This is a genomic window from Pseudomonas sp. GYB4201, from assembly GCF_056312595.1.
In genome coordinates this window covers 110,104-127,751 of sequence record NZ_JBWGIG010000003.1, presented here as the reverse complement: position 1 = coordinate 127,751, position 17,648 = coordinate 110,104, and the positions used below count along the sequence as shown (strand labels likewise).

General features: G+C 62.4%; 16 protein-coding genes. 10 read left to right on the top strand and 6 right to left on the bottom strand.

Translation table 11 applies throughout. The features are described from left to right. The first annotated feature begins 29 nt into the window (after positions 1-29). The 4 genes from AC0Z2B_RS04010 to AC0Z2B_RS03995 are packed head-to-tail and all read left to right on the top strand — an operon-like array spanning position 30 to position 5,942. Positions 30-1,823: an acyl-CoA dehydrogenase gene (locus tag AC0Z2B_RS04010; protein ID WP_476295237.1), complete on the top strand. Its 1,794-nt coding sequence runs from the start codon at positions 30-32 to the stop codon at positions 1,821-1,823. A gap of 28 nt (positions 1,824-1,851) precedes the next feature. Beyond that, positions 1,852-3,963, top strand: a complete 2,112-nt coding sequence (locus AC0Z2B_RS04005; RefSeq protein WP_476295235.1) for a 3-hydroxyacyl-CoA dehydrogenase NAD-binding domain-containing protein — start codon at positions 1,852-1,854, stop codon at positions 3,961-3,963. Positions 3,964-3,987: 24 nt separating this feature from the next. Further along, entirely contained in the window at positions 3,988-5,172 is a 1,185-nt protein-coding gene (locus tag AC0Z2B_RS04000; RefSeq protein WP_476295234.1) for an acetyl-CoA C-acyltransferase, read from the top strand. Then, a complete protein-coding gene (locus AC0Z2B_RS03995; RefSeq protein WP_475505586.1) occupies positions 5,172-5,942 on the top strand; it encodes an SDR family NAD(P)-dependent oxidoreductase in 771 nt (256 codons plus the stop codon). The genes AC0Z2B_RS04000 and AC0Z2B_RS03995 overlap by 1 nt, the downstream gene beginning before the upstream one ends. Before the next feature lie 112 nt (positions 5,943-6,054). Here AC0Z2B_RS03995 and AC0Z2B_RS03990 read toward each other — a convergent pair whose 3' ends face one another. The 5 genes from AC0Z2B_RS03990 to AC0Z2B_RS03970 all read right to left on the bottom strand — a co-directional run bounded on the left by AC0Z2B_RS03990 (position 6,055) and on the right by AC0Z2B_RS03970 (position 11,683). Beyond that, positions 6,055-6,855, bottom strand: a complete 801-nt coding sequence (locus AC0Z2B_RS03990; protein ID WP_476295233.1) for an SDR family NAD(P)-dependent oxidoreductase — start codon at positions 6,853-6,855, stop codon at positions 6,055-6,057. A 101-nt stretch (positions 6,856-6,956) separates the two neighbouring features. Next, entirely contained in the window at positions 6,957-8,045 is a 1,089-nt protein-coding gene (locus tag AC0Z2B_RS03985) for an AraC family transcriptional regulator (protein ID WP_475505584.1), read from the bottom strand. Positions 8,046-8,827: 782 nt separating this feature from the next. Next, complete coding sequence (locus AC0Z2B_RS03980; RefSeq protein WP_476295232.1) at positions 8,828-9,709, bottom strand: NAD(P)-dependent oxidoreductase; 882 nt, start codon at positions 9,707-9,709, stop codon at positions 8,828-8,830. A 54-nt stretch (positions 9,710-9,763) separates the two neighbouring features. Then, complete coding sequence (locus tag AC0Z2B_RS03975) at positions 9,764-10,633, bottom strand: phytanoyl-CoA dioxygenase family protein (RefSeq protein WP_475505582.1); 870 nt, start codon at positions 10,631-10,633, stop codon at positions 9,764-9,766. Between the two features lie 63 nt (positions 10,634-10,696). Continuing rightward, on the bottom strand, positions 10,697-11,683 hold the full coding sequence (locus AC0Z2B_RS03970) for an aminotransferase class IV (RefSeq protein WP_475505581.1): 987 nt from the start codon (positions 11,681-11,683) through the stop codon (positions 10,697-10,699). A 272-nt stretch (positions 11,684-11,955) separates the two neighbouring features. Here AC0Z2B_RS03970 and AC0Z2B_RS03965 point away from each other — a divergent pair, with 272 nt between their 5' ends. The 5 genes from AC0Z2B_RS03965 (at position 11,956) to AC0Z2B_RS03945 (ending at position 15,460) form a co-directional block, all read left to right on the top strand. Beyond that, positions 11,956-12,834, top strand: coding sequence for an NAD(P)-dependent oxidoreductase (locus AC0Z2B_RS03965; RefSeq protein WP_475505580.1), 879 nt, complete (start codon positions 11,956-11,958; stop codon positions 12,832-12,834). Positions 12,835-12,943: 109 nt separating this feature from the next. Continuing rightward, positions 12,944-13,276, top strand: a complete 333-nt coding sequence (locus tag AC0Z2B_RS03960; RefSeq protein ID WP_476295231.1) for a hypothetical protein — start codon at positions 12,944-12,946, stop codon at positions 13,274-13,276. 13 nt (positions 13,277-13,289) lie between these two features. Further along, entirely contained in the window at positions 13,290-14,765 is a 1,476-nt protein-coding gene (locus AC0Z2B_RS03955; protein WP_476295230.1) for a cytosine permease, read from the top strand. Positions 14,766-14,890: 125 nt separating this feature from the next. After that, the gene (locus AC0Z2B_RS03950; RefSeq protein ID WP_476295229.1) at positions 14,891-15,220 is read left to right on the top strand and encodes a hypothetical protein; all 330 of its coding nucleotides are present in this window, start codon (positions 14,891-14,893) and stop codon (positions 15,218-15,220) included. A gap of 24 nt (positions 15,221-15,244) precedes the next feature. Next, a complete protein-coding gene (locus AC0Z2B_RS03945; RefSeq protein ID WP_476295228.1) occupies positions 15,245-15,460 on the top strand; it encodes a hypothetical protein in 216 nt (71 codons plus the stop codon). Positions 15,461-15,533: 73 nt separating this feature from the next. Here the strand turns inward: AC0Z2B_RS03945 and AC0Z2B_RS03940 are convergent, their stop codons facing one another. Next, a complete protein-coding gene (locus tag AC0Z2B_RS03940; protein WP_476295227.1) occupies positions 15,534-16,562 on the bottom strand; it encodes a helix-turn-helix domain-containing protein in 1,029 nt (342 codons plus the stop codon). Positions 16,563-16,914: 352 nt separating this feature from the next. Here AC0Z2B_RS03940 and AC0Z2B_RS03935 point away from each other — a divergent pair, with 352 nt between their 5' ends. Next, positions 16,915-17,556: a TetR/AcrR family transcriptional regulator gene (locus AC0Z2B_RS03935; protein WP_476295225.1), complete on the top strand. Its 642-nt coding sequence runs from the start codon at positions 16,915-16,917 to the stop codon at positions 17,554-17,556. The last annotated feature ends 92 nt before the right edge of the window (positions 17,557-17,648 follow it).

The window sequence follows — 17,648 nt, the reverse complement described above, 5'->3', positions numbered from 1 at the left end:
CATGACTTTTCTCGGTGGGACTTACCTTTATGTTGCTCAACGAACGCGATCTGAGCTTTCTGCTGTACGAATTCCTCGATACCCTGGCCTTGCTTGAGCGTGAGCGGTACGCCGAGCACGACCGGTCGGTGTTCGACGCCACCCTGGCCACGGCCCGTCAGGTAGCGGCGGAATTTTTCGCCCCGCACAACCACAAGGCCGATCAGCACGAACCCACTTTCGATGGCGAGCGGGTGACTCTGATTCCCGAAACCCGGCACGCCTGGGATGCCTTCGCCGATGCCGGGTTCCTGGCGGCACACCATGACTTTGCCGACGGTGGACTGCAACTGCCCGAAGTGCTGCTGCGCGCCTGCATGGCATATTTCAACGCGGCCAACATCGCCACCACCGGTTACCCGTTCCTGAGCATTGGCGCGGCCAATCTGATCAAAAGCTTTGCTGCGCCGCAGGTGCAGCAGCGCTTCCTGCCGGCGATGTTCGCCGGGCGCTTCAGCGGCACCATGGCGTTGACTGAACCTGGCCAAGGCTCGGCGCTGGGCGACCTGCGCACCCGCGCGGTGCCGACTGAAGACGGCACCTACCGGGTGTTCGGGCAGAAAATGTTCATTTCCGGCGGGGACCATGAACTCACTGAGAACATCGTGCACCTGGTGCTGGCCCGCATCGAGGGCGCCCCGGCGGGGGTGAAAGGCATTTCGCTGTTCGTGGTGCCCAAGTTCAACGTCGACGCCGATGGCGCGCTGGGCACCCGCAACGACGTGGCCCTGGCCGGCCTGCTGCACAAGATGGGTTACCGCAATACCACCTCCACTGTGTTGAGTTTCGGCGAGGGCGCGGGCGCCGTGGGCTATCTGGTGGGCGAGGCCAACAAGGGCCTGGGCTACATGTTCCAGATGATGAACGAGGCGCGCATCGGCGTGGGCTTGGGCGCGGCCAGCTTGGCCTACCAGAGTTACCTGCATGCCCTGGACTACGCCCGCGAACGGCCCCAGGGCCGCCTGGCCAGCTGCAAGGACCCGGCCATCCGCCAGGTGCCGATCATTGAGCACGCCGATGTGCGGCGCATGCTGCTGACGCAGAAAGCCTATGCCGAGGGCTCCCTGGCGCTGTGCCTGTATGCCAGCAGCCTGGTGGAGGATGTCCACACCGGCACCACGCCCCAGGCCCGCGACGACGCGGCGCAGTTGCTGGACTTGCTGACGCCTATGGTCAAGACCTGGCCGTCGCGCTACGGCCTGGTGGCATCGGACCTGGGCATTCAGATTCTTGGCGGCGCCGGGTATACCCGTGAGTACCCCCTGGAGCAGCTGTACCGGGACAACCGCCTCAACCCCATTCATGAAGGCACTGAAGGCATTCAGGCCCTCGACCTGCTGGGGCGCAAACTGAGGCTCAAGGGCGGCCGGGGCTACACGCTGTTCCTGACGCAGGTGCAGGACAGCCTGCACCAAGCCGCCCGGCTGGAACACTGCCAGCCCCTGGCGCGGCACCTGGCCTCGGGCCTGGCGGTGCTGCGCGAGGTGACCGCCGCACTGCAGCAGCAGGTGGCCGAGGACGTCGACCGCGGCCTGGCTAACGCCACCGCCTACCTGGACCTATTCGGTCGGGTGCTGGTGGGCTGGGTGTGGCTGCGCCAGGCCATGCTCGCCGAAGCCGCGCTGAGCCAAGGCGCGCAAGGCGCGGAGGCAGATTTTTACCGCGGCAAGCTGCACACGGCGCGTTACTACCTGGAGTGGGAACTGGCCGTACTGCCGGGCATCGCCCAGCTGCTATGCGCGGGCAACCGTAGTTGCCATGACATGCAGAACCACTGGTTCTGACCTTTGACCTTTTTGTTGGAGCCTTCCCATGACTGCATTGATTGACTACCGCTGCGAGGGCTCGGTAGTACTGATCGGACTGGCCCGGCCGCCCGTGAATGCGTTGGACCAAGCGCTGCGCCAGGCCTTGGCTGAGGCCTTAGAACGCGCTATTGATGACCCACAGGTTCGGGCCCTGGTCATCCATGGCCAAGGACGGGCGTTCAGCGCTGGCGCCGACATCAGCGAGTTCGGCACCCCGGCGGCCTTTGCCACGCCTGGATTGGCCGGGCTGCTGGAACGGCTGGCGCAGTCGCCCAAACCGGTGATCGCCGCGATCTCAGGCATAGCCCTGGGGGGCGGCCTGGAAACGGCCTTGGCCTGCGGGTATCGCCTGGCCACGGCCAGTGCTGCCCTGGGCTTGCCGGAAACCCGCATCGGCCTGTTGCCCGGTGCCGGCGGCACCCAGCGCCTGCCACGCCTGATCGGTGCTCAGGCAGCGCTGGAGATGATTCTCTCAGCCGAACCGGTGAGCGGGACTAAGGCCCTGGCGCTGGGGCTTATAGACTTTGTCGTCGATAATGATGATGAGCTGCTTGGCGCAGCGGTGAACTTTGCCACCGATGTGCTGCAAACCTCCGCCCCCGCGCAGCGGCCTTGGCCCTATGCCAACCCTGCTCAGGGCCTGTCAGCAGATTTCTTCAGCGCACACGCCGCTAACAATGCCCATCGCTGGCGCGGGCAATTGGCACCCCTTTTGGCGCTGGAGGCGGTGCGCGGCGCCTGCGAGGGCAGCCTGGCCCAGGGCCTGGCCAAGGAACAGGCGCTGTTCGCCCAGCTGGAGTCGTCGCCCCAGTCGGCAGCGCTGCGCCATCAATTCTTTGCCCAGCGCGAGGCCCTAAAGGTGCCGGGTGTCGACAAACACACGCCGCGTCGCACAGTGGCGAGCGTGGCGGTGATCGGCGCCGGTACCATGGGTGCCGGCATTGCCATGAATTTCGCCAATGCCGGCATCCCCGTGACCTTGCTGGAACTCAAGGGCGAAGCCCTGGACCGTGGGCTGGCCCATGTCCGCCAGCAGTACGATGGCGCGGTCAAGCGCGGCAAGCTCAACGCCAGGCAACTGGATGAGCGCATGGCGCTGATCACTGGGACCCTGGAATACGCCGATATCGCCCAGGCTGACCTGGTGATCGAGGCGGTGTTCGAAAGCCTGTCGATCAAGCAGAACGTTTTCCGCATTCTGGACGAGGTGTGCAAGCCGGGGGCGATCCTGGCCACCAACACATCAACCCTGGACGTGGACCTGATTGCGGGAGTTACTCGCCGGCCTCAGGACGTGATTGGCCTGCATTTTTTCAGTCCGGCCAACATCATGCGCCTGCTGGAAGTGGTGCGCGGCCGTGACACCTCGGCCCAGGTCCTCGCCACGACGCTGGACCTGGCGCGGCGCCTCGACAAGATTGCCGTGGTGTCGGGGGTGTGTTTCGGTTTTATCGGCAACCGCATGCTCGAACCCTACGCGCGGGAAGCCCATCGGCTGGTGCTGGAAGGTGCCACCCCGGCCCAGGTCGACGGTGTGCTCACCGATCTGGGGTTGGCCATGGGCGTGCTGTCGATGTACGACCTGGCCGGCATTGATGTCGGCTACCGCGTGCGCGAGTCACGGCGCGAGGCCATTGCCCATGATCCCAGCTACTGCAAGCTGGCGGACGAGCTGTTTGCCCAGGGGCATTACGGGCAGAAGACCGGTCGCGGCTTTTACCGCTACAACGGCCGCGAGCGCATCGAGGACTATGAAGTGGTGGCGTGCGCCGAGGTGTTGGCCAGCGAACTGGGCATTGCCCGTCGGGTGATCTCCAACCAGGAGATCCATGACCGCTGCCTGTTCATGTTGATCAACGAGGGCGTGCAGTTGCTCGATGAAGGCATCGCCCAGCGCAGCGGTGATATCGACCTGGTGTGGATCAACGGTTACGGCTTCCCCGCCTGGCTGGGCGGGCCGCTGCACTATGCCGAGCAACTGGGTCTTGAGCGGGTATTGGCCGGTATCGAGCGCTATCGCGAGCAGTTGGGCGATCACGGCCAGATGTGGTTCCAGCCTGCTGCCTTGCTGCAGCGTCTGGTGGCTGAACATCGCACTCATATTCAGCGTCTTTGAACGTTCTAGTCAGGAGATCCATTTATGTCGGACGCTGTCATTCTTTCAACCGCCCGCACGCCGATCGCCAAGGCGTACCGGGGTGCTTTCAACACCCTCAAGTCACCCAGCATGGCGGCGCTGGCCATTTCGGCCGCCGTGGAGCGGGCTGGTATCGAGCCGGGCGAAGTCCAGGACCTGGTCATGGGCACCGCCATGCCTGGCGGCACGGCGGGTTGGAACCTGGGACGCATGAGTGCGCTGGCAGCGGGCTTACCGCTAAGCGTGGCCGGGCAGACCATTGATCGTCAGTGCGCTTCGGGGCTGATGGCGATTGCCACAGCGGCCAAGCAGATCGTACATGACGGCATGCGCGTGGCCATCGGCGCCGGGCAAGAGAACATCAGCGCGGTCCAGGCGCGCAACATGGAGTGGGCATTCGCCGAGCGTGACCCGCGGGTGGAACAGCATGCCGCTCATGCCTACATGCCGATGCTGCAGACGGCTGAGTGGGTGGCCAAACGCTACCGCATCAGTCGGGAGCAGCAGGACGCCTATGCGCTGCAATCCCAGCAGCGTACTGCAGCCGCTCAGCAGGAGGGGCTGTTTGCCGACGAGATCATTTCAGTCAGCAACCTGAAGTCAGTGCAGGACAAGGCCAGCGGGCTGGTTACCCTGCAACCGGTGACTCTCAACCTGGACGAGGGCAACCGTCCGAGTACGGTGTTGCCGGACTTGGCCCAGCTCAAGTCGGTGGTGGAGGGAGGCAGCATTACCGCGGGCAACGCCAGCCAGTTGTCCGACGGTGCCAGTGCTTGTGTGTTGATGGACGGGCGCCTGGCGCAGCGGCGCAATCTAGAACCTATTGGGCTATACCGTGGGATTGCAGTGGTCGGCCTGGCTCCGGAGGAAATGGGCATCGGGCCCGTGCTGGCGGTGCCCAGGTTGCTCAAGCAGCATGGCTTGCGGGTGGAAGACATCGGCTTGTGGGAGCTTAACGAGGCGTTTGCCTGCCAAGTGATCTACTGCCGGGACAAGCTCGGCATCCCCAATGAAAGACTCAACGTCAACGGCGGTGCTATCGCCATTGGCCACCCTTACGGCATGAGCGGCGCGCGGATGGTCGGGCACGCCCTGCTGGAAGGGCAACGGCGCGGCGTGAAGTACGTCGTCATTACCATGTGTGTGGGCGGTGGCATGGGTGCCGCCGGCCTGTTCGAGGTGTTGTGATGAATACTCTGTTTTCGTTGCAGGGCAAGGTGGTGCTGGTCACAGGGGCTTCCAGCGGTTTGGGCGAGCACTTTGCCCAGGTGATCAGCGCCGCCGGCGCGCGGGTAGTTATCGCCGCGCGTCGCCAGGAGCGCTTGCAGGCACTGGCCGCACGCTTGCGTGAGCAAGGCGGCGAGGTGCTGGCGGTGGCGCTGGACGTGACCTCACGCGGCAGCGTTGAGGCGGCGTTCGATGCGGCGCAGCGCGCCTTTGGCGTGGTCGATGTGGTGGTCAACAATGCGGGTGTTGGCGGTGCGGTGAAAGCGCTGGAGGTCAGCGAGGCGGAGTGGAGCACCATGCTGTCCACCAACCTCGACGGTGTCTGGCGCGTGGCCCAGTGCGCGGCCCAGCGTCTGGCGAAGGCCGGGCAGGGGGGAAGTATCATCAACATCGCTTCCATACTGGGCGAGCGCGTGGGCACTGGCCTGAGCCACTACTGCGCGGCCAAGGCCGGTGTGTTGCAGTTGAGCAAGGCTTTGGCATTGGAGTTGGCGCGATACGACATCCGCGTCAACGCCATCGCCCCCGGATATTTCCAGACCGAGATGAACGACAGCTACTTCAACTCGGAGAAGGGCCAGGCCTACATCAAATCGGCAGTGCCCATGCGCAAACTGGGGCAGCTACCGCAGCTTGATGGGCCCTTGCTGCTGCTGGCCAGCGAGGCCGGCAACTTCATGACCGGTGCCACCCTGGCAGTAGACGGCGGCCACCTGGTCTCAACCCTGTAGCCGCTGCCGAAGGCTGCGCAGGCCCTATGGCTCACTGAAAATCCCCAGTGTTCACCCCGGCCCGCGCAGCCTGGCGGCAGCTGCTGCAGGGTGCTTGTCTTGAGCTACTGGGTCATACGGAGTAGCGCGACAGGGTTTCGCCGCCATCGATGCGCACCAACGCGCCGTGGATGTAGCTGGAACGGTCGGAGGCGAGGAACACGGCCAGGTCGGCGACGTCGCTGATTTCGCCCCAGCGCTTGAGAGGGATACTTTCGCTGAAGTCGTCCACGTAGCCTGGCTGTTCCAGCAGGGCGCGGGTCAGTGCAGTCTTCGCGTAAGTGGGGCAGATGCCGTTGACGCGGATGCCTTCATGGCCGTATTCAATGGCCAGGCAACGGGTCATGTTGGCCTGCGCGGCCTTGGAAATGTTGTACACCGACTGCCACGGGTGGCCGCCAAGCCCTGCGGTTGAAACCAGGTTGATGATGTTGCCGCCACCGCCCTGTTGCAGGAATGCTCGAACCGCAGCCTGGGCGCCGAAGAAAGTGCCCTTGACGTTAACGTTCAGGCACAGGTCCAGTTCCTCTTCGCTGAAATCATGGATCAGCTTGCCATCGCGATAAACCCCGGCGTTATTGATCATGACGTCGATACGACCGAATTCGCGGGTGGCAGCCTCTACCAAGGCAGTCAGGTCGCCACTGCGGGTGACATCGCAATGCTGGAACAGAGCCCGGCCGCCACGCTCGGCAATCAGCGCGGCCGTGGTGAGGTCGGGGTGCTCATCGTACCCGCCAGGGTGGCTGGCTTCGTTGATGTCGCCGATTACCAGGCTGGCGCCCTCTTCGGCAAGACGCAGGGCGATACCACGGCCTAGACCGGTGCTGGCACCGGTGATGACAACCACTTTTCCGGCCAGATTCATGTCCATCTAATGGCTCCACGTCAGGTTGAATGGGCGCTTCAGAATAAGACCGGCATCCAACCCCCTGTTCGTGGAAGGGGTCGATGCCGGGGGTGGTGCTCGGGTGTTCAGGCCATGCCATAGGCGGCAGGCTGAGCAAAGCGCGAAGCGTATTTGCCGCCGTTGTTCAGTACGCGGTATTCACGTGGTGAACGGCCGGTCCAGCGCTTGAAGGCATGGCGAAAATTGGCGGCATCGCTGTAGTTCAATTGTTCGGAGATGGCTTCGGTGGTCATGGGCGTGTTCAGCAGGTAGCGGATTGCGAGCTTCTTGCGCACTTCCACCAGCAGGGCGTTGTACGAGGTTCCCAAGGCGTCGAGACGACGGCGCAGGGTGCGCGGCGACAGGTGCAGGTGGTCGGCAATGTCGGACAGCGAGGCAATGCAGTCACCGGAATTGAGCAGCAGGTTCTGCACTTGATAGCTGATGTCGTACTTCTGCACGATCTCGCGCAGTTGCGCCTGGCAGTTGGCCCTGCAACTGCTGTGGGTGATGCTGTTGGACTGTGGCAGCTTACTGTCCAGCCAGTGAGCGGCCAGTCGAATGGCCGTGCGCTCGCGGTTGAAACTGACCGGAACGCCGAAGCTGGCTTGAATATCGGCTTGCTCCTGAGCGTTGGCTTGCACCACCAGTTCGATGCCTTCGCAGGCAAACTCGCGGCCAAGGATGTCTTGCAGCAGGGTCAGCAACTTGGACACCTCCAGGTGGTACCAGAAGGCGTTCTCCGGGCTGATCAGTCCGTATTGGTCACTGAGCTGCAGCAGCGCAACATCATTCTCCACCTGCAGGTGCAGGCTCATCTTCAGGTTGATCAACAGGCCGAAGTGGCTGGCGGTTTCCAGTGCTTCGCGCAAGGTGGCGCTGCTGAGCATGGCAAAACCGACAATGCCGTAGGACGTGAGGTGCAAGCGCTTGCCTACCTGCAGGCTCAGCAGCGGGTTGGCGGCGGCGCGATTGAAGGCAGCATGGATCGAGGACTGCTGATTGAGCGAGATTTTGCTATGCGGATTGGCCAGGTCAGCCAGGGATATGCCCCCTGCGGCCAGGCATTCGCCCAATTGTGTTTCACTCTCCAGCAGGCCGGCTGCCGCGAGGATTTCCGCAGTGGAAAAGACCTTGTCATCCAAGGTTATAGGTGTGGTTTCGATCTGTCCCATCGTACTGCCCTCACGGTGTAGCAAAGCCAATGTGACTGCGAACGATCGCCGTGGCTACGGATCATCCGCGTCGGTTCATTCAAATCTTCAGGGGTGGCGTGGGCAGGCCGGGGGTGATCTTGACGGGTAGCAGGCAAGGGCAATGCACAGCAGGTTCGGGCGTGGCAACACCACGGATCCGGGACGGGTCTTTGACCTCATTTTTATCTCCTGACCTTTTTCAGGGCTGCGATTGAGCGCCCTCTCTTGTTGTTGGTCTATCAGGTAGGCAATGCATTAAAACGAGCCGAAACAAATATTGTTATACTAGCTAGGTCGTATGACCGATTAAATACGGTCGTACGACCTAGGTCAAGTGACAGATATTCGATCGCCTGTTTTATTTCGATGAACGGCTGTAGCCGCTGCCGATAGGCTGCGCGGGCCCCGGCGCGCGCTGAAGATCTTCAGGTGGGGAGGGCCCGCGCAGCCTGCCGGCAGCGGCTACAGGGTTACGGCGGGCGGGAGAGTCAAGCGCCCAGGGTGGCGCCGCAGTCGCTGCCCAGGTAGGTCAGGGCAGGGCTCAGGCTGCGGCACAGTGGCAAAGCGCTGGTAGGCCTTCAACGGCCCGGAGCACAGCAGCTCGCAGGCGCCACCTAGTTGATCCGCAGCGGGTCCAGGCCGGCCACTTCGAAACCCTGGTTGGCCAGGGTGCGGGCGATGGTGCGGCCCACGTTATCCAGGCCGATGATGGCGACGCGTGTAGGGGCGGTGGGGATGGGGCGCTCCGGGCGCAGGGTGGGTCAGGGGTGCATGGCTTTGAACAGGGCGGCGATGTCCCAGTCACCCATGCCGGCGGCCTGAGCCTGGCGGCAATAGGTCAGATAGGCGTCAGTGCTGGCATGCGGCGCCTTAGCGCGCACCAGTGCATCCAGCACCACTTCCTGTCCGGCCACGTGGACATCCACCGATGCCTGCTCACCGCTGTAGTTGCCGGCGGTGATGCGGTCGGCAGCGGTGTTGATGCCCTCCACCAGCATGTCGGTCATGATCGGCGACAGGGTCTTGAACGCTTCAGCCGACACGCCAGCGGTGGAGGCCAGCACTGCGCCTTCGATCCAGGCGGCGAAGGCACCGAAGTAGAACGCGTAGAGCGCCAGGTAGGCGGGCGTGCAGGCCGTAGGGTCGGCGCCGAGGAATTTCGGGTTGCCGGCCAGCAGTTTCAGGGTCTGGCCGTGGGTGTGGTAGGCGTCGATGTTGCCTGAATAAAGGATGGTGGTGGCCGCGCCGCCAATATCCTTGGGGTAGCACATGATGCCGCCGTCAATGTAGTGGCCGTCGTGGCGGTCCACCCAGGCAGCGCTCAGGGTCACGTCGTCGACCGTGCCGGTGCTCATGTTGACTAGGGTCTTGCCACTCAAGCTCAGGCCTGGTTCGAGGGCTTGCAGTACACTCAATGCCGCCGCTTTGTCGATCATGCAGACAATGGTCAGGGGGCTGGCCTGGATCGCTTCACTGGCACTGGCCGCCTGGCGGGCCCCTTCGTGCACTAGGCCACTGGCGCGTTCCGGGCTGCGGTTCCACACGGTGACGTCCAGCCCGGCGTTCAGCAGGTTGCGGGCCAGCACGCTGCCCATGGCGCCTAGGCCCAGGACGCTGACGGATGGTATATTTGATGCGGGCATGGTTAACCTCGGCGAAGGATAAAGGGAAAGCCCCAGCTGTTCTGGGGCAGGGCATCAGTTGGGGGTATTGAGGCCGATGTAGTCGGCGATTTCCTCGTAATTTACCTGCCACAGGCCCGGCAGGCCATACAGGTCGGCGGTGAACGAGCGGAACCCCAGAATCTGTTGTACACGCGGGGACAGGGTGCGCACCAGCGCCATGTCCACCACGAACGGGTAGGCCTCTTCAGGCACCAGCCAGCCCAGATTGAAGGTGAAGGCTACGGCCCGGCGGTACTGGTCGGTGGTCACATTCGCGCCGCCGCCGTGGGCGATCTTGCCGGTGAAAAACAGCGCGTCGCCCGGCTCAAGCTCTGCCGGCACGGTCATGTCCGGGGTGCCACGGTCATCGTAGTCGGGCCAGTACTGGCTGCCAGGGATGATGCGAGTGGCACCGTTCTCTTCGGTGCAGGGGCTCAGGGCGATCAGGAAGTTGCAGATCACGTCCGGGGCCTTGATGCCCATTTCCTTGAAGGCCATGTAGTTTTCGAAATCGCGGTGCAGCGGCTGGGCCTTGTTGCCTGGACCGATCTCGATGACCTGCGCGGTGCCCATCCAGTAGGTGTCGCACCAGGGGCTGAGAATGGCATGGGCCAGTTGGTGGACCTTGTCGTGGTCGATGATTTCTTCGCGGAAGGTCTTGCTGTGGGTCACAAGGTTAGTCAGGCGCTTGGTGTTGGCACCGTGGAAATCCTGGGCACCCTCGTTGGTCTTCGACGAGCCTGCGGGAATCTTGTCCAGCTCTGGCTGAATGTCGGCATTGAAGCGCGCCACCTGGTCGGCGCTCAGCATGCCCTTGATGATGACGCCTGCGTCTTCACGCAGGATTTTCAGTACTTCTTCCTTGGGCGTATCGAGGGTGATTTTCTTGAATGCGCTGGCCATAAACTACCTGTCGGGGCAAGAGATGCAGGAAGAGGGCGGCGTGGCCACCCTCCGGTGATGAACTCAAACGGCAGCCGGTTCGCTGTAGTCCACAGGGGTGCCCAGCCAGCCGTTCCAGCGTTTGGTCCAGTAAAGGTTGTGCAGCTGGGTGGTCAGCTCACCCGGGCCGACCTTGCCGCCCAATACGCGGTCGTTGACGCTGTTGATCGGCATGACGCCGCCGGCGGTGGAGGTCAGGAACGCCTCGTCGGCGTTGAGCAACTGCTCCACGTGCACGCGCTCCACGTGCAGCGGCAGGCCCAGTTGCGCCGCCAGCTCCAGGGTGGTCTTGCGGGTGATGCCTTCCAGGCAGCCGGAATCGGGGGTGTACAGCGCGCCATCCTTGAACAGGAAGATGTTGGAGCCCGGCGCTTCGGTGAGATAACCATCGGCATCGCACAGCACGGACCATTCCTTGTTGGCGGCGTTGGCTTCGAACAGAGCCAGCTTGAGGTCCATCCAGTGGAAGTTCTTGGCGGTAGGGTCCACCGCTTTTGGTGGGATGCGAATGAATTGCTTGCTGACCATCAGGTCGATGCCGCGGGTGCGCTGTTGGTCATCGGCGATGAACACGTACGGCACCACGAAGGCGTAGAAGCGGTTTTCATAGGCCTTGGGGTTGAGACGGCTGCCGTTACCGGGCTTGAAGCCGCGGGTCACCGCCCACCACACGTAGGCTTCCTTGGCACCGGCCTGCTTGATCAGGTTCATGAGGATTTCGGTGGTCTGGGCCTGGGTGTACGGGTTGGTCAGCTGAAACTTGGCGCAGGCGCTTTCAAAGCGTTCCAGGTGGTCTTCCAGGCGGAACAGGTAGCCCTTGCTGACGCTGACCACATCGTAGCAGGCGTCAGCCTGAGTGAAGCCCAGGTCGGCCATGGGGATGGCGGCGTTATCCAGGTCCACGTAGGTGCCGTTGACGAACGCCGAGCCATGGCCGTACTTGGGATCGAAGGGCACCCGCAGGTGTGCGGGGTCGTTACGCATGATGTGTTCAGCCTGGATGATGCTCATCGTTCGCGCTCTCTTTCAAGGGGAGATGCAGCGGTGTGACCCGCCTGAGTAGTGCTTGTGGGCTCATGGTAGGGCGCCTGGGATGTGGCCCAACAGGTGAGCAGGGGCCAAGTTTCGACGTCGATGCGGCCATGCTGCAGTGTGCCGACGCCTGTCCTGTGCGGAACCCTTTGTTGGCCGCCTGTCACCTTTATTGCCCGACGCCGGGTGCCTACAGTCTTCGTGCCGTGCGGTGGACGCCGCGCATCTTTTTCCAGCACAGAGGAATGGGCATGAAGGGTTCAAAGGTAACGTTCATTGGTCTGGGCCAAATGGGGGCGGCCCTGGTGCCGCCGTTTATCAACGCAGGCCATGACGTAACGGTATGGAACCGCTCAGCGGCCAAGGCAGAACCGCTGGTATCCTTGGGTGCGAGTGCCGCCGCCAGCTTCGAGGCGGCGGTGGTCGCAGCAGATCTGATCATTGTGTGCCTGGCCGACTACGCCACCAGCAATGCGTTATTTCACCAGGGCAGCGTCACGGGGTTGCTCAAGGGCAAGACCGTGGTGCAGTTGACCACCGGTGACGGCAAGGAAGCCGAGTCCGGTGCGCAATGGGCGGTCGAGATCGGTGTGGACTACCTGGATGGCGCCATCATGGATTACCCCACCAAGGTCGGTGGTCCGGAGTGCTTGCTGCTGGTTTCCGGCCCCCAGGCCGTGTGGGCACGTCACAAAGTGGCGCTGAACCTTCTGGGCGGGCGCATGACTTACGTCGGCGCCAATCCGTCGGCGGCCAACCTGCTGGACGGCAGTCTGCTGACGATGTATTACGGCAACACCTTCGCGCTGATGCAGAGCGCGGCGATGCTGCAGGCCGAGCAGGTCGACATCAAGGACTTCAAGACCGCCCTGGCCGCGTTCAAGCCGGTGATCGAGAGCACCTGGAAGCGCAGCATCGACGCCATCGACACGCAGGATTATTCGGGCAACGAAGCCTCGATTCACGTGCACTCGCTGGGCGTGCAGTCGCTGCTCAAGCGTGCTCGCAATGCCGGTGTCGACTATCGGTTGCTGCAGTTTTTCGCCGTTTGCGTGGACACCACGGCCGCCCGCGGCCATCAGGCCGATGAATTGCCGGCCGTCTACGAAGTGTTCCGTCGCCCGGACTGATTGGCCACTGGGCGGCAGGATGGCAGAGGGGCCGCAACATCCCGCAAAATGTCCCCTCTGCACCTGTTTGCCGAATGTGGCCGGCGCATAATCGAAGCGTCCAAGGGAAATGGATGACAGGACCCGGAAGGGTCCACCCCGCCAGGACGCCGCTGCGTTAAATAAGAACAACGACTTTCCAGAATTCCTGCCCTCTACCGTGTTTCAGGAGCAGCTTATGCGTGACGCATCCAGCCTTCATATTGCCGGCGACCATTCCTTCCTGATCGATGAATCGATCGGTGATCTTGACCTTGATCTGGTTAAAAGCCTGGTCGCCTTGAACTCGCCCGAAAACCTCAGCGATGAAACCAGCCTGCCCACGGGCTCGATCATTTTCAGCGCCGCCGCCTGGTTTATCGCCGGTATTGTCCTTTGGGCCCTGGTGGGCTTCTACATCTGATCGAGGGTTGACCATGAGCACTTCAGGTGAAGATGTAGGCGGGCTGATTTCCCGGGAAACCCTGGCAGGCCGTCTGCCCGTGGCGGGCAGCGGGCGCCTTTACACCAGTTTCGGGCCGTTGCTCAACGCTGCCATTGCGTTGGGTGCTGCCAGTTACAGCTATCTGTTCGGCGCCTCCCTGGCGTACATCGGTAATACCGCCATCGGTATTATCGGTTACATGATCGGCCTGATGATGACCCTGGGGCCGATGTACCTGGCCTCTGGCATGATCAGTTTCCGGCATGGCGTGGATCCGGTGGATGCCGCCAAGAGTGCCTTGGGCACCCGTGGATCGGCGCTGCTGCTGTTCATGATTCTGATCACCACACTGGGTTGGGGCTTCGTGCTGGTGGCCATGACCGGCCAGGCCGCTGGCCGGCTGTACCAGGTGCTGTTCCATCCCGGTGGCAGCATCGATCCGCAGGTGGTGACCGTAGTGGCGGTGGTGATGCTGGCGCTGGTCTGGCTGCTGCTCAGGAAGGGGCCGGCCATGGTGGCGATGTTGACGCGCTACACGTCTCCAGCCGTATTGATCATAGCTGCCGTGTTGTTGTACCTGATCACCCGGGACACCAGCTTCTCGGCGCTGTGGCACACCAACGTTGACGCCAAGCTTGCGTACACCACCGACCCGCTGCTGCAATTGGCCTACGGGGTGGAATTTGGTGCCTCCAACGCCTTGACCATCGTGCCGTTCTTCGGCGGCATGGCGCGGTTGATTCACAAGCGTAAACATCTGGTCACGCCGTGCCTGCTGGGCGCAGGCCTGGTGGGCGCAGGTTTCACTACCGCCGTGGGAGCGCTTGCGGCCGTGGCCACCGGCTCTACCGAACCTGCCGAGTGGGTGGTGAAGACCGCTGGCAATGGCCTGGGCGCGGTGATCGTCTGCGTTCTGCTGTTGGCCAACCTGGGCACCCTGGTGAGCTTCTTCTACCTAGCGGGCGTGTCAGTGCAGCAGATCCGTGTATTTGCCCGCATGCGCTGGGACATGATCATCGGCATCCTGTTGCTGCCCGGGCTGGTGGTGGCGTTCCAGACCGATTGGTTGATTGCCCACGTGATGAACTGGCTGGCGTATAACGGCGCCATGTTCGTCGGCATCGCCGGCATCCTGCTGACCGACTACCTGCTGTTGCGTCGCCAGCAGGTGCTGCCGGCCCACCTGTTCGTCAAGACGCGCGACAGTGCCTACTGGTACTGGGGCGGCGTGAACTGGGTGGCGATGGGCGTGATTGTACTGGGGGTGTGTTCTTACCTGTCGTTGTTCAACCCCATGACCCTGGCGGTAGGGCCCTCGTTCCGCTACCTGGGCGCGGCGATGCCATCCTTTGCCCTGTGCATCGTGGCGTACTACGCGGCCATGCGGTTGGTGATTGCTTCGAGTGAGAAGGGTGGTTACCGCAACCTTGCGCAATGGAAAGCGAAGAAGGTTACCGTCGGCCTGTAAAGCGCCTTACTTAACCGCTTCAACATCTGCAATGGCCCGCGCAGCCTGCGGCAGCGGCCAAGGGCTTTTCGTTTGTGGGAGAGCACCGGTAATTTGGCCGCGCCGCACCTGTTGAGTACGTGGGCTTGGGTACAGTGATCGTGTCGCTGTTGCTGCTGGCCAATCTGGGCATGCTGATCAGCTTCTTCTATTTTGCCGGTGTCTCGGTGCACCAGGTGCGCCTCTTCGCCCGTATGCGCTGGGACATGAGCATCCTGGTATTGCTGTTGCCGGGGCCGGTGGTGGCTTTCAACACGCAATGGTTGATCAGCCATGTGATGAACTGGCTGGCCTACAACAGTGCGATCTTCGCCGGCATGGCCGTAGTGATGCTCACCGATTACCTGGTATTGCGCGGCCAGCGCGTGATGCTTGCACATTTGTTCGTGAAAAATGCCCAAGGCGCCGATTGGTAGTGGGGCGGTGTCAAATGGGTCGCCATGGCCACCATCGTCTTCGGTGCCGTGGTGTACCTGACGCTGTTTGACCCGCTGACCCTGGCCGTGGGGCCGTCGTTCCGCTACGTGGGAACGACGATGCCGACCATGGCGGTGTGCGTGCTGGCCTATTACCTGGCGATGCTCCTGGTCATGACGGTAAGCCAGAAGAGCGGCTACCGCGATGTGGCCCGGCTGGCCCGAAATGGGTGTCGGTAGGTTTGTGATGTAACCGTTATAGGCTCAACAAAAAAGGCGTCCCATGCGGGACGCCTTTTTTGTTGAAGGGCGGTCAGGCTGGGGCGTAGCGGGCATTGCCCATGGCCCCTGGCAAAGTATGCGGCGCGGGCATTGTCCAATCATTGTCACGGTATTGCGCCCGGAACGCCCGCGGCGCGGTGCCGGTCCAGCGTTTGAAGGCGTGGCGGAAGTTGGCTGCATCGCTGTAGCTGAGCTTCTCGGAGATGGCCTCGGTGGTCAGCGGCGTGTCGAGCAGGTAGCGGATGGCCAGTTTTTTGCGCACATCTTCCAGGATCTGGTTGTAGGAGCTCTGCGTAGTTTCCAGTTTGCGACGCAGGGTGCGGGGCGACAGGTGCAGGCGCGCGGCGACCTCGGTCAGCGAGGGAATGTGCTCCGGGGTCGCCAGCAGCAACTTCTGCACCTGGTAGCACAGGTCGTAGCGTTGGCTGAGTTCGCGCATCTGGTCCCTGCAAACCGCCTCGCAGGACTGATAGGTCATTGCTTGGGATTGCGGCAATGGCTGTTCGACAAACTGGCGCGAAAAGCTGATGCGGTTCTCGGTACTGTTGAGATAGGTGGGTGCCCCCAAGGTGCGGGAGATGGCTTGCGCGTCGCTGGTATCGCCAGCCACATTCAGGCTGACCTGCTGGGCGGTGAAACCGTGGCCGAGGATATCGCCCAGCAGGGTCAGTAGCTTGGCAGACTCCAGCAAGGTGTTGTAGTGCCTGGCGGCGCCCAGCAACGGGAAGGACTCCTGCAACAGGATGTGCGCCCAATTGCCGTCCACGCTCAGCAGCAGGCGATGCTTGAGGATCATCAGCAGGGCGAACTGGTTAGCCACCTCCAGGGCTTCACGCAGGTTGGCGCTGCTGAGCAGGGCAAAGCCCACCATGCCGTAGGCGGTCAGGTGCATGTCCTGGCCCACGCGCAAAGCCAGCAAGGGATCGGCATCGGCCTGGCAGTGGCGGGTCAACGTGGTGAGCCACTGGTCCAGCGACAGTCGGGTGTGAGGCGTGTCCGATGTGACGTCGTGCGCCGCGCAGTGATTGTTTAGCGCCTGCCATTCGGCCGTCGAAAACACTTTGTCTTGCGGGGTAATGGGAGATGCTTCTACAAATACCATCGGACTGCCCTCGTCGACTTGCCATGTGCAACTCCAGCACAGGGCTGGAGCAGGATGGTTTCACTCGGTTATGGCAGGCCGGGGAGGGCGAAAGTAGGGGTGTTGCGCAAGCGTGGCGATCGGTCGCTCTCGTGGCTCGGCGACTTGATTTGATAAAAGGTCGAACGACCTATAAGATACGGTCATTCGACCTACGTCAAGATCCGTCGTGACGATTTTGTTGCAGTCATGGCCAAGCGGCCAAGGTTGCGCCGTAGCGCCGCCCGCAGGCATGCTGTAGTCAGGAAACAAACGCTTTGGAGCATTGTCGATGTTTAGTGAAACCTCGCGGGCCGAGTCGCTGTTCGAGCGCACCGCCAGCCCCCGCGAAAAGAAACGTGTGCAACGCATCGAAGAAATCATCGAGACTGCCGCGACGCTGTTTGTCCGCGACGGCTATGCGCAGTTTTCGGCGCGCCGGGTGGCCAGCGAGATGGGCATCAGCCTGAGCAACCTGCAGCATTACTGCGGCACCACAGAGAACCTGCTGCTGGCAATGATTCGCGCGAAAATCGAGGTGTTCGTCACCCAGTTCGTGGAAATTGCCCAGAACACGGCGATGACCCCCGAGCAGCGCCTGATCCAAGTCATCGAACAGGACATGACCGCGGCGCTGGACCCCTGGATTGCATCGTTCTCGTTCCAGAGCTGGGCCCTGGCCGAACACGACAAGGCCATCGGCGATCACCTCAAGGCCATCTACGGTGAGTTCTGCCGGGTGCTGTCTACCCTGATACGGGAGGTCAACCCGAAACTCACGGTGCCGCGCTCGGAAATTTTCGCCACGCTCATTGCCTCGCAGATTGAAGGCCTGCTGTTCTACAACAAGCAGATCGGCGCGCTGGAGCAGCATTGGAAAGAAACCCTGGCCACCACCCTGCACATGTGGCTGCTGATGATTCGCGCCGGCTGACCGGCCACCGCTACCCGTTTTTTAGGTCACTGCTCACCTGTTGGGGGTTGCCCGCGCAGCTTTATGCTCAGCGCTGACCGCCCACCGAAGAT